This is a genomic window from Nostoc sp. KVJ20, from assembly GCF_001712795.1.
In the GTDB taxonomy this organism is placed as follows: domain Bacteria; phylum Cyanobacteriota; class Cyanobacteriia; order Cyanobacteriales; family Nostocaceae; genus Nostoc.
The window spans coordinates 23,994-36,627 of record NZ_KV757782.1 but is presented as its reverse complement, the minus strand read 5'-3'; the positions used below and the strand labels follow the sequence as shown (position 1 = coordinate 36,627).

Below are 12,634 nucleotides of genomic sequence, written 5' to 3'. Positions count from 1 at the left end.
GGCGGTAAAGGGCTGGAGTTGACGCGCTCAGGCAAGCTTAAGTAATGAGTAATGAGTAATGAGTAATGAGTAATGAGTGAGGAGTTAGGAGTTACGAATTCTCCCTCTGCCCCCTGCCCCCTGCCCCCTGCCTCCCCTGCTCCCCTGCCCCCCTGCTCCCCTGCCCCCTGCCCCCTCACGCTTACCCAACTCTCCAAGGAAGGCGTAGCAGAACCTAACACCAAGGGGCAATTTTCTAACTCGGCTCGCCATTGGGCGACGGTGCGGGCGTGGTAGGTGGGTATGGGCGAATCTTGTTTGAAACTGCTGTCGTGTTCTTCATCTAAAATAATTAAACCCAAGTTGGGCAAAGGGGCAAAAACGGCGCTACGAGTACCAATCACAACTTGGGGTTCTCCAGCGAGCATTTGTCGCCAAGTGTCGTAACGTTCACCGTCGGAGAGGGCGCTGTGATAAACGCTGACTTTATTGCCAAAACGGGCGCGAAAACGATCGGTTAGCTGGGGTGTGAGTCCGATTTCTGGGACTAAAACCAGGGCGGATTCGCCTTGGTTGAGGAGAGGTGCGATCACTTGCAAATATACTTCGGTTTTTCCTGAACCTGTCACCCCATGCAATAAAACTTGAGCAAATCCATTTAATGTCTGAATTGTTTCTAAGGCGCTAGCTTGGGCAGTAGTTAAGGATTTAGCACTATCGCCTACTAAAGCTGGCCCCTGTTCTGTTCGCAATACTTCTCGTTCTTCGATGACGATGTAGCCTTTTTCCTCCAGCCCTTTCAGGGTAGGAGTAGTTGTTTTACAAATCTGTAGGAATTCATTTAGCCACAATTCCCCACCACGCCGCCGCAGCACTTCTAAAATCTCTCGTTGGCGAGTGGTTAAATCTCGATCAATTGTACCTGTGAGCGTAACTGCTTTTTGCAACTTTGGTCGAGTCAGTCGTGGCGGTTCTAAGTAGCTTTCCACTAAACCAAATCGCAATAACTCCCGAATTCCCCGATAAGCAGATTTGACTTTTTGTTGAAGGTAGACAAAACTATAGTCCCCCGCCGCCTGCCCTTGCAAAAGTTCCCAAACTTGCCGCGCAGTTGGAGTCAGAAAAGCCAAAGGATTAGGAGATCCTAGTAAATAACTACTCCCCCCTGTTCCCTGTCCCCTGTTCCCTGCCCCCTGTTCCCTACCCCCTCCCCCCTCGCCTCTCACAACGCGGATACGTCGCTGCGATCGCCCCAGCAACCCTGGCGGTAGGGCAACCCGGATTACTTGAATCAGCGGCGTATAGTAATATGCAGCGACTCGATTGAGTAATTCCCAATAAGCACTTGGGAAAAATCCAACGCTAACTATATCTTCTACTTCTCGGATTTTTTCTGGTGGTAAATCGACATTTAGTTGTGTCAGTAACCGAATCGCGATCGCTCCTAATTGTTGTGCCCCAAACGGCACGCTTAAAATATCCCCTGGTTTGATTTCTAACTGGGCTGGCAATCGATAAGTAAATAGTCCTGTACTTCCTGGACAGTCTACCAGTACTTCAACCCATCGATTAAGAGTTGCATCTGGCTGGTATGATTCTCTAGGTTCAGATACCACTAAAGGAGATAAATTTACGTCTTTAATATACATAGTTTCTGACTTTATAGTTAGATATTTTCCTCACATCCCTGGTCTAAATTAACCTAGCTAAGTCAACTCTAATTTTTTGCTTTCTTAAATTTAAATGGTATTTCTCAATACTGTTATCCTTCATAATACTTGATAAGTTTCCTCTTATGTAATCTACTAGACAAATTCGTATCAACTAGACATGCAATAAATATTTGGTACCCACTATACAAATAAAAACATCCCGGCTCTTGCTGCAACAGTTACTCATCTACTAAATAGGGAGTAGCCTTTTTCCGCCTATCGATAGATATTCAACCCTTTCTGCTTATGAGATGCTTTTATACAAATAAGAACATCCCGAAATTAAGCTGCCATTATTGTAATTTGTATCATTTGAGTAACTTGAAATCGGGAATGCATAACACTAATACCAGGTTTTTGTTTTATCCAGTGACTTCCAACGCCAAAGACATTAAAAATATTTAGAAAAATATATGAAAGTTTAAGAAAATTGGATGGTTAACTGAGATTTTTATGTTTGTTAAGGTTGAGAAAGTTTGAGGGGGTTTGACATATTTGATAATTCGGAAAAAAATGAAGAATATATCTGTTGGGAACCTAAGAACAAAGTTTTGTTGGGTGCTAAGACCAGTTTCGTTATAGGTTGTACAGAACCGTAACCATAGATGCTAGGTAGATGCTAATTTTATCAGAGAATTCAGGAGGGACAGAGAATAAAGCAGAAGGAAAGAATTATCAATGAAAGCTTTAGCTCTGGGTATAAAACCCAGTTTAAAAAGAACAATTGTATCAAGCGGAAAGTGCTGCGAGATACAAAGCATTCACAGCTTAAGTCCCGGACTTTTAAAGGTTGATTATTCCTGCCTTCTGCCTTCTGCCTCCTAATCTCTCTAGATAAATTAGCATCAGCCTGTATTTCACTATATAAACGGGTGCATTGTCCATTAGGGAAAACTACCAAGCCTCAAACGAGTAGCTGTAACTAAATTATGTACCAAACAAAGCAACAATCCCTAAAGGAAACTATGAATATTGTTGAATTGGGAAAAATGGAAATATTGGAGAATGCTGCTGATATCGAAGAACCATCACTTGATAGTTTAAATGCAGTAGCAGATGAAGAATCTCCAATTGTAGTCGAAAATCTAGAATCAGAGGAGCGCGACGGGGGGGATGAAATGGCGGCGGCTCGTCCTTCGGGATACAATAAAACCGAACATGATGATGCTGTCGGCGCGTTTTTTAAGGAAATGGCGCGTTATCCGCTCCTCAAACCTGATGAAGAAGTAGAGTTAGCGCGACGAGTCAGATTTCTAGAAGAATTCAGAGAAATACAAGCGGCTTTACAGTTAAAACTGGAACATGAACCCAGCAAATTAGAAGTAGCTTCCGAGCTAGAAATGACGGAAAAGCAACTAGAAAGTCGCTTGTATCAAGGTAGAGTAGCGAAACGCAAAATGATTCGCTCAAACCTGAGATTGGTAGTATCTATTGCCAAGCGATATCTAAATCGGGGAGTGCCTTTTCTGGATTTAATTCAGGAAGGAGCAATGGGTTTAAATCGCGCTACAGAAAAGTTTGATCCCGATAAAGGATATAAGTTCTCTACTTACGCCTATTGGTGGATTAGACAAGCGATTACTAGGGCTATAGCTAACGATGCGCGGACAATTCGGCTACCTATTCATATTGTTGAAAAGCTTAACAAGCTAAAAAAAGCACAACGAGAACTCAAACAAAAACTCTGTCGTAATCCTACCGAAGGTGAAATGGCAGAAGCTTTGGAAATTAGTGTGCAGCAACTACGCCAGCTACAACAACTACGCCGTCAAGCACTTTCTCTTAACCACCGCGTCGGAAAGGAAGAAGACACGGAATTGATGGATTTGCTAGAAGATGAAGACAACCTGTCTCCAGAAGCAAAAATGAATGAAAACATGATGCGTCAGGAGATTTGGGAAGTCTTGGGTGACGTGTTAACTCCACGGGAGAAAGATGTGATTTCTCTGCGCTATGGTTTGACAACCAGCGAACCCTGTACCTTAGAAGAAGTTGGCAATATGTTCAATCTTTCTCGTGAGCGAGTGCGTCAAATTCAAAGCAAAGCCATGCGGAAATTGCGGCGTCCTCACATAGCCAAACGCTTAAAAGGTTGGTTGATTTAATTACATTGATGAAGATAGAGATACAATACCTGACCTAATTAGCTTCGCAATTCGTAAAAACTGGGCGTTTTGTACCTTTTTTCGGCTTTCGTTTAGTCATTACTCAAAAAAATTGCACAGTTACCTATAGACTATGGACTATGAACTATGGACTATAGACTAATGACTTCGTGTAGCAATTTGATTGTGCGTTGTGCTGAACCAGCCGATTGCAGCGTACTGTTTAAATTAATTGAAGGTCTTGCTGAGTATGAAAAATTATCTCACGCTATCACTGGCAATGCTCTGGCACTTGAGGAGCATTTATTTGGTTCACGGAGGTATGTAGAGGCAATATTAGCAGAATCTGCGGATCAAGCTATTGGTTTTGCCCTATTTTTTCATAATTATTCAACATTTTTGACTAAGCCAGGAATTTATCTGGAAGATTTATTTGTTTTACCAGAATATCGTAGGCAAGGTATTGGTAAAGCTCTCTTGACTAAAGTAGCCCAGATAGCTGTAGAACGTGATTGTGGGCGGTTAGAGTGGAGTGTCTTGGATTGGAACGAGTCAGCCCAAGCATTTTACCGTAGTATGGGAGCATCTATATTAGATGATTGGAGAATTTGTCGCGTCACAGAAGATGCGCTTACTCAGTTAGGATCTGTTAAAAGAATTCACAATTGATAATAACGCTTCTACTTCGCTAACGTAATTAGCAATAGTAGTGGTAAGCAAGTTTGTAGTAAGGACTTTAGTCCTTATTTTCTAATACCAATTTCCAGTAAGCTTGCACTTAATAATTACCCCTAACTGAAAATCATTCTTTTCGGCTATTGTTTGCTTAAGCCCTGTGATTAATTTAAGTGTATCTTTATAACTTTTTGGTATAAGCACTTTAGTGCTTACTACAAACCTCGAAGATTAGAAATCCAAAAACTTTCAAGCGAAGTTTGACAGCTTGTCGTTTGACTATAGCAGCGGCTCAACTGACAATTATGGAGGATATTGCACCGAATAAGCCGTTATTGCAGAGAGAACACGAAATGAAAAAAATGATTACAGTGATGCTGTTAGGCATAGCAATCTTCACCTTTGCCTTCAGTAGTCCAGCTTTAGCAGGAGATGCTGCTAGTGGAGCTAAAGTATTTAGTGCCAATTGTGCCTCTTGTCACGCGGGAGGTAAAAATCTGGTTCAAGCTCCGAAGAATCTGAAGAAGGAGGCTTTAGAAAAATATGGTATGTACTCAGCAGAGGCGATTATCGCCCAAGTTACAAAAGGTAAAAATGCCATGCCTGCTTTCGGCAGTCGTTTGAAAGCTAACCAGATTGAAGATGTAACTGCTTATGTGCTTTCACAAGCAGATAATGGCTGGAAGTAGACTAAAATCTAATACCAATTAAATTAATGATTGCAACACATCCTTGGGTAAAGACGCGATGAATCGCGTCTCTACAAATGGTCTATTTGTCGCATTCTTTTTTCAAATTGGTATAACTTCAAGAATTAATAATTAGCGGGGCTTTTTGTCCCGCTAATTTTGCTACTGCCGGAATTATCAAATAGGATGCTTATACCAATTTTGGATTACGAGTCTTTGCAAAAAGATTGTTCCAAAAATATCAAGTAATATTACCTATCCTAATTTGGTATTATGAGTAATTTTTGGCGATTATTGATTAGTGTAATTGTTGCTTTCCCTCTCACTTTTTTGACTTTACCTGCACATTCTTCACCCATTTTTATTACCCAAATCACAGCGGGTGATTTCTTGGAGTTGGGTGTAGATAAGATGCGGCGTGGTGATTATCAGGAAGCAATAAAGAATTTCAAGCAGGCGATTGAACTAGAGAAAGATTTTGCTGTGGCTTATAGCGATCGCTGTCTTGCTTATCTCCAACTACAAGATTACCATCAAGCGATCGCAGATTGTACTCAAGCCATAAATTTTGCACCAGATAACTCTGAGGCTTATCTGAACCGGGGTTTGGCACTCTACAGAGAAGGGGATTATCCTAGTGCCATCGTTGATTATAATCGAGCGATCGCACTTAAACCCTACGATTTTCGAGCTTACTACAACCGAGGGCTAGCCCGTGCTGGCGATGGGAAAGACTCAAAGGCAATTCTTGACTTTAATTTAGCTTTAACTCAAATTCCCCGAATTACTAGCTTACTGCTTGCAGATATCTATAATGACCGAGGTTTAGCGCATTTTGTCTTACAAGATACCCAAGCAGCTATGCTCGACTTTAATCTAGCAATTCGTCTCAATGCTAACGATTATAGAGCGTACTTTAACCGAGCTTGTGCTTGCGGACGAAACGGAGATGACTTTGGTGCAGTGCGTGATTTTTCCCAAGTCATCAGACTTAACCCCAGTAATGCCCAGGCTTATGTTAATCGGGGAGTAGCCCAGTATCGCTTAGGATATCATTTAGCTGCGATCGCTGATCTGCAAAAAGCATCTGAGTACTATGAGCATCAAGGAAAGAAAGTTGCCTATGAAAAAACTCTAGATTTGCTGAAGAATCTGCGACAACAAATTTCGTCTGTAACCGAAATCGCTCTTTTCTAGCACTGCAAGGCTATACAGGGTATCCACCAGCTTGAAAAATCTGTTCGGCAGTTAAGTTCACTATCAGCACATCTGGTGAGTAAATCCACTGCTAACCAAAAAAAGTCCCCCTTTTTAAGGGGGATTTAGGGGATGTATAGCCGTAGCCACGGTTAGGACATTTTGAAAACCCCAAGGCTAGGAATAGTAATACTTTTACCTCCTGCCTCCAGCATAGCTGCCTCCTGCCTCCTGCTATATCATCTATAATCTTGACTCTGAATACTTCCCAAACGAGCAGCATCACGAATGTTATATTCTGGTCGAGTAAAGCGATTTAACTGCATTTCAAAAAAGTCTCGATTAGCTTGTAAATGCTTAGGATTTTGGTCATCTAAAGGATATAAAAGTGCAGTTCGCAAAGCTTGAATTACCGCAGAAGTAACACAGTACATTGACCGTTGAAAACTAACTCCCAACTGAATCAACATATCTTCTTCACCCCGGCAATGTTGGCTGTAGTAATCAACAAGATAGGGTGGTAAAAAATGCAGCATATCTTGCATTAATAATGTGGGGGGAATGCCGGCAGTACCCACTGGGAATACATCAGCGTAAAGAATACCATAGTGAAAGTCTTTTTGGTCTGCTGGTACTTGACGCGCTTGAGCATTATAAGATTTTGTGCCGCGGAAGGGGGCGGTGCGGTAGAAAACAGCTTCGACATAAGGTAATGCGGCTTCATATAGCCACATGAAACCCTTGGATTTTGGAACAATTTCGTAGCATTCACCACGAATATAAACGTGATGGTAAATTGGACGACCTGCGATCGCAAATATACCATTAACTAAGAAACTCATCGCCTCTGGGACGCTGCTAATGGTACCTTCATCATAGCGATCGGACATTTCAAAGAATACTGGGGCCATGATTTCCCAGAATAAGCCCAGATTAGCGTAGTATGACATCTGGCGACACTGTTCCAAAAACATATCGGGGAACAGCTTGTAAAGTCCCAGCATGACGGGGTTCCCTTGGAAGTAAGCTTTAATTGCTCTGTCGGCGTTGGCTTTGTATTCGTCTGAATCTAGGTAAGGGTCAAATTGTCCACCCATACCTCTGTGCCACAACATCGCCCGCATACAAGCTTCAGCAAATTCCATGTTAATGCGATCGTGGAACAAGTGGTGCAACAACTTGGGCATTTTGAAAGTTTCACCCTTCTCGATAAATGCCAAAAGTTCTGGATGTGCAGTAGCTTCGCCGCGCCAAATTCGCAAATCGGCATTATCGCCAGCATAATGATTATGCAATTCTAAATACTCTTTGGGTAAAAAGTATTTAAAGAAGGGAAGCGGGTTTAAAAATTCGCGTTCGGCAATATAAAGTAGGTCACGCCAGTAAAAATCCATCGGCACAGCATAAGCTTTGTATAAACCGATGATTTGCATCAAATTTTCTGGGGTATCGGGTAACATTGCACCGCCTGCTTCTAAGCGGTGAATTACTTCAGAAAATTCATGTTTTGAAGGAGGTAATTTAATTGCTGTTTTAATTGCTGTCATGGTAATTGTAAATTTGTAGAGACGCGATTTATCGCGTCTGTGAGATAGGTTTTGATCCGCGATAAATTGTGTCTGGGGGGATAGGTTTTGAGACGCGATAAATCGCCGTCTCTACAAGTGTTTTGATGGATTTCCTATTTCAGGGCTACTTCAGAGATTACGGTTTTTTCTAAGGAGGGAATTGCAGCCACCATTGTTGTCGTTGTAGATTCACTCCAACGGACTAACCAAGTGGGTTGTACTCCTAAAAAGATGATAAAAGCTGCCAAAATTAAAGCTGGTATTTTCTCAGACCAAAGGACTTTAGGATAGTAGGCTAAGTTATCTAGTCTGCCAAAACAGGTGCGGTTGAGGAGGATGAGAAAATAAACTGCGGTTAATCCACTAGCCACTATACACAAAATTGTTGGAATGGGGAAAGCAGAGAAACTACCTTGAAAGACAATAAATTCCGCGATAAATCCTGTTAAACCAGGAATACCTGCGCTAGCCATCCCGCTTAAAACTAATAAGGCGCTAATTAGAGGTAAACCGCGTATGGGACTCATTAAACCGTTGAGTTTATCTAACTCGCGTGTACCAACTTTGGCTTCTACAACTCCTACCAAGTGGAAGAGAATGGCTAGGATGATACCGTGGCTGAACATTTGGGCGACTGCACCAACGAGTGCTAAGGGAGTACTAGCAGCACCAGCTAACAAAATATAGCCCATGTGACCGACGGAACTGTATGCTACCATGCGCTTGATATCTGTTTGAGCGATCGCAATTACTGCTCCATAGATAGCGCTGATTGCTCCCCAAATTGCTAAAGTCGGTGCAATAATGCTCCAAGCGTGGGGAAACATACCCAAACCAAATCGTAGCAATCCATAGGTTCCCAGCTTTGCTAACACGCCACCAAGAAGAATCGCAATTGGTGCTGAAGCTTCAACGTAAGCATCGGGTAGCCAAGTATGAAAGGGAATTAAGGGAATTTTAATCCCAAAACCTAATACTATTCCTGCTAGTAAAAGGATTTGCTTTGCTGTTGACAGGTTTTCTGTAGAGACTGCATCAAAAGCAAAATTGGTAGAACCACTCAGCCACACCATACCCAAGAATGCTGCCAGAATTAAGGCTCCCGAAACAGCAGTATAAATCAGGAATTTCATCCCAGCATAACCCCGTTTTGCCCCTCCCCAAATGGAAATTAGTAAGTAGAAGGGGATTAATTCTAGCTCGTAGAATAGGAAGAACAATAGTAAATTCTCTGCTAGAAAAGCGCCTGCAACTCCTCCACTAACTAATAAAATCATGGAGTAAAACAGCCGGGGACGCTCAGTTTCTTTACTACTGCTGTAAATAGCAATCCAGGTGAGCAGGCTATTTAACACCAACATTAATATAGAAAGCCCATCGACACCTAATTGATAGTTTAATCCCAGAGTTTCATTCCAGGGCAAATACTCTTTAAATTGCATCCCTGGATTGCTAATATCAAATTTTAGCAGAATAAAAAGGTTCCAAAAAAGAACTATCCCAGAAAAAATTAATCCTGTTAAACGAATGCGATGTTTAGGGAAGCTTACAGGTAATATTGCTATGAGAGCAGCAGCTAAAATTGGCAGCCAAATCAAAACACTTAACATGGCAATTTGGGATTTTAGAAAATTGGTAATTGTTATAAATGTCTCTGAATTCGCGCTAGCAGATCAATGAAGTACATTTCCAGGTTCCACCTGGAAACGAGATTTAAAAAATCGTAAGAATTCAGGAGTCAGAATGGGCTAAACGCCCCGCTATTCATAACATAATTCAGAATCTTTAAAAGAATTAGGAGAAAATTTGATACATAAATGTACTAATTCATCCTGCATTCCTTTTAAATTCTGACTTCTGACTTCTGGGTGCTGAATTCTCACAAAAAATCTAACTAACTAGACTGATTTTGCCAGTATCTAAATCGTAATAACCACCAACTACTTTCAGCTTTTCTGCCTTGATTAACTCAGATAAAACTGGCGATGATTTCAATTTTTCAACTTGCGCCAAAATATTTGCTTTACAAGCATTTTCTAACTTATCTCCTGATTCTTCTTTTGATTTTTCTACGCTTGGTTTAATTGCGTCAAGTAAACTTCCAATTTGCCCTGGAACTTGAGCACCTTTAATTGCGGCATCTACTGCACCACATCTTTCATGTCCCATGACCATGATGACTTTAGTACCTAATACTAAGCTGCCAAATTCTAAGCTACCAATTTGCTGTGTTGTGGCAATATTACCAGCTATACGGCAGACAAATATATCTCCAAGCCCTTGGTCAAAAACAATCTCTGAAGGCACTCGTGAATCTGCACAGCCTAGAATAGAAGCAAAAGGCTTTTGACCTTTGGCAACTTCGACTAAACGTGATTGATTTTGGTTGGGATTGCGACGTTTTGCTTTAACAAATCTTTCATTCCCATCTAATAATTCTTGCAATGCCTTATCGGGGGTAATATCATCTTTTGCTGGCGCTACTGGGACTTTTGTTTCGGCTGCAAGTAAGTTTGAGCTAAGTCCGGCTGTCATTACACCTGTACCGATCGCACCTGCACCAAACTTGAATAAACTTCTTCTGGAAAGATTGAATTTGGAATTTAGTCTACTCATGGTATTCTCCTCAAAATATTAAACTGGCTACTTGTAATGAAAAGGTGCTTGACTATCCAAGTGTCGAGATTTGGGAAATCAAATTTAAAAACTGTATTCCCCAAAATGGCCAAGCTACCCACATTCCTAAAAAACCTACTCCTAAAAGAACGGTTAAGGCATAAAACTGGGTTTGACCAGAGGTGCTGTATTTAAGACCTTCACCACCCAATAGCGAAAATAAACCAACGAAATTAACGATGCCATCGACTACAAAGCGGTCAATCATATCGGCAAGTTGAGAAATTTTGGCAACTCCAAAAATAATGGTCATTTTATAGAGTTTGGGAGTGTAAAAGTCGTATGCAAACAAATCCTGCAAGCCTTGCCAAGGGAGGCGAATCGGTTTAGGAATATTGCCTAAATAAATCACTCCAGTGATACTGCAACCGAAAATACTCGACCAAATTAAAAGTAGTGCGACATCTTTATTTACAGTTGCCCAATTGGGTAAAAGTGATAAGCTTTGCAACACTAAAGGAAGATGTAGACTGACACCAAGTAAAATCATCATTGGCAGAACCATTGGCCAGTGTGCTTCAGGCGATCGCTGACTCATTTGTGTAGCTTTACCACCAAAAAGTAAACCAAATTCTCTGGTTAAACTCACGGCTGTTAAAGCATTTACCGCAATTATTACTCCCACTAACCAAGGTTGTGTTTCCCACAATCCATCTGCTAGTTCCATCAACGCCCAAAAGCTACCCAGTGGTGGAAAGCCAATTAATCCCAAAGTCCCGACGATAAAAGCGATCGCAGAAATCGGGCGACGTGTCCACAATCCGCCTAATTGGGTGACATCTTGGGTGATGCTATTCCAGATAATTCCCCCAGTACTCATCACCAACAGGGCCGCCGATATAGCATGGGTGAGTACCAACAACAGCGCCGCTTCGTATTGTTGCGTTCCCACAGCGATGAACACTAAACCCATGTATGCACTTACAGAATAGGATTGGCAGCGTTTAAGATCAATTTGAGCGATCGCAATTAACGAAGCACCCACCGCTGTCACTACCCCAATTCCCACCATCGCTGAGGAAACTATGGGCGAGATAGTTAACACAGGTTGCAGTTTAATCAGCACCCATGCACCACTAGCAACTACTACCGAGTTCCGCAAAATCGTACTAGGAACTGGGCCTTCCATTGCCTCATCTAACCATAAATGCAGGGGGAACTGGGCGCACTTACCCATCGGCCCAGCAATTAAGGCTAAACCTACCAGTGTGATTGTTGTTGGATTGACGTTTGCAGTCGTCGCCCACTGGGCTAGTTCTGGATAACTCCAAGTTCCGGCGAGGGGCCATAATGCCAATACGCCCATCAGCAAGAATAAATCTCCCACCCGCTTGGTTAAGAAAGCATCTCTAGCACCTGAAACTACTAACGGCTGGCTAAACCATAAGCCGACTAGTAGGTAGGTTCCCAGTGTGAGGACTTCCAAAATTACATAGCTGAAGAACAAATTATTACACAGAACAAGGGCACATAGTCCCGCTTCAAATAATCCTAATAAGGAATAGAAGCGTCCCCAACCCCAATCCATTTCCATGTAGCCGATGGCATAAATTTGCGCCAGCAAATTCAACCCAGTAATCACAACTAAAGCGCCAACACTAACTGAGGATATTTCCAAAGCAATAGTGAGGTCTAAACCAGCTGTAGATAACCAAGGTATAAATACTTCTTGGGCTGGCTGATTCCAAGTTGCTTGTAAGGCGATCGCACTATGCACAAACGCCAAAAATGTCATCACTAAGTTTAGATAACCAGCCGGTCTTGGCCCCGTTTTCCGAATGATCCCCGGCGACCAAGGCACGGCTAACAAGCCACCTATTAAGGCATAGCAAGGAACTAGCCAAACAGTCTCAAGTAGAAACTGAGCCATCAACTTAACCTCTAAATTTGTATCAAAAAGTTGGGGTTTGGAATCAACTAGCGTTGATCCCTGTTAACCCAGCGATGTCTACGATGAGCTACCCCTAGGCAGATAAGACAAATTTATCTTTATTTAATTTTGTTAGAAACAGCTTACCGTTATATTTGACAAA

9 protein-coding genes are annotated in these 12,634 nt (G+C 42.0%); 4 read left to right on the top strand and 5 right to left on the bottom strand.

Annotated elements, in window-relative coordinates:
- Positions 1-1,628, bottom strand: a 1,628-nt coding sequence (gene priA / locus A4S05_RS36640) for a replication restart helicase PriA (protein ID WP_084227396.1), incomplete at its 3' end; no start/stop codon positions are given.
- Between the two features lie 992 nt (positions 1,629-2,620).
- On the opposite strand from priA, the gene A4S05_RS36635 reads away from it, so the two are divergent.
- From A4S05_RS36635 to A4S05_RS36620, 4 genes are all read left to right on the top strand, one after another.
- Positions 2,621-3,796 carry an RpoD/SigA family RNA polymerase sigma factor gene (locus A4S05_RS36635; protein ID WP_069074656.1) on the top strand — a complete coding sequence of 392 codons (1,176 nt, stop codon included), beginning with the start codon at positions 2,621-2,623 and terminating at the stop codon, positions 3,794-3,796.
- A gap of 162 nt (positions 3,797-3,958) precedes the next feature.
- The gene (locus A4S05_RS36630; RefSeq protein ID WP_176727216.1) at positions 3,959-4,465 is read left to right on the top strand and encodes a GNAT family N-acetyltransferase; all 507 of its coding nucleotides are present in this window, start codon (positions 3,959-3,961) and stop codon (positions 4,463-4,465) included.
- A gap of 359 nt (positions 4,466-4,824) precedes the next feature.
- Complete coding sequence (gene petJ / locus A4S05_RS36625; protein ID WP_069074660.1) at positions 4,825-5,160, top strand: cytochrome c6 PetJ; 336 nt, start codon at positions 4,825-4,827, stop codon at positions 5,158-5,160.
- Positions 5,161-5,433: 273 nt separating this feature from the next.
- On the top strand, positions 5,434-6,357 hold the full coding sequence (locus A4S05_RS36620; protein ID WP_069074654.1) for a tetratricopeptide repeat protein: 924 nt from the start codon (positions 5,434-5,436) through the stop codon (positions 6,355-6,357).
- Between the two features lie 239 nt (positions 6,358-6,596).
- On the opposite strand, the gene A4S05_RS36615 is transcribed toward A4S05_RS36620, so the two are convergent.
- From A4S05_RS36615 to A4S05_RS36600, 4 genes are all read right to left on the bottom strand, one after another.
- The gene (locus A4S05_RS36615) at positions 6,597-7,904 is read right to left on the bottom strand and encodes a CO2 hydration protein (protein ID WP_069074653.1); all 1,308 of its coding nucleotides are present in this window, start codon (positions 7,902-7,904) and stop codon (positions 6,597-6,599) included.
- Positions 7,905-8,038: 134 nt separating this feature from the next.
- On the bottom strand, positions 8,039-9,535 hold the full coding sequence (locus A4S05_RS36610; protein ID WP_069074652.1) for an NADH-quinone oxidoreductase subunit M: 1,497 nt from the start codon (positions 9,533-9,535) through the stop codon (positions 8,039-8,041).
- A gap of 280 nt (positions 9,536-9,815) precedes the next feature.
- The gene (locus A4S05_RS36605; protein WP_069074651.1) at positions 9,816-10,541 is read right to left on the bottom strand and encodes a carbonic anhydrase; all 726 of its coding nucleotides are present in this window, start codon (positions 10,539-10,541) and stop codon (positions 9,816-9,818) included.
- Between the two features lie 52 nt (positions 10,542-10,593).
- Positions 10,594-12,471, bottom strand: coding sequence for an NAD(P)H-quinone oxidoreductase subunit F (locus tag A4S05_RS36600; protein ID WP_069074650.1), 1,878 nt, complete (start codon positions 12,469-12,471; stop codon positions 10,594-10,596).
- Between the last annotated feature and the right edge of the window lie 163 nt (positions 12,472-12,634).

What these genes read in the sequence shown, in the direction of transcription:
- A4S05_RS36635 (WP_069074656.1), top strand. Translation starts at nt 2,621, where the DNA reads ATGTACCAAACAAAGCAACAATCCCTAAAGGAAACTATGAATATTGTT.
- A4S05_RS36630 (WP_176727216.1), top strand. Translation starts at nt 3,959, where the DNA reads ATGACTTCGTGTAGCAATTTGATTGTGCGTTGTGCTGAACCAGCCGAT.
- petJ (WP_069074660.1), top strand. Translation starts at nt 4,825, where the DNA reads ATGAAAAAAATGATTACAGTGATGCTGTTAGGCATAGCAATCTTCACC.
- A4S05_RS36620 (WP_069074654.1), top strand. Translation starts at nt 5,434, where the DNA reads ATGAGTAATTTTTGGCGATTATTGATTAGTGTAATTGTTGCTTTCCCT.
- A4S05_RS36615 (WP_069074653.1), bottom strand. Translation starts at nt 7,904, where the DNA reads ATGACAGCAATTAAAACAGCAATTAAATTACCTCCTTCAAAACATGAA.
- A4S05_RS36610 (WP_069074652.1), bottom strand. Translation starts at nt 9,535, where the DNA reads ATGTTAAGTGTTTTGATTTGGCTGCCAATTTTAGCTGCTGCTCTCATA.
- A4S05_RS36605 (WP_069074651.1), bottom strand. Translation starts at nt 10,541, where the DNA reads ATGAGTAGACTAAATTCCAAATTCAATCTTTCCAGAAGAAGTTTATTC.
- A4S05_RS36600 (WP_069074650.1), bottom strand. Translation starts at nt 12,471, where the DNA reads ATGGCTCAGTTTCTACTTGAGACTGTTTGGCTAGTTCCTTGCTATGCC.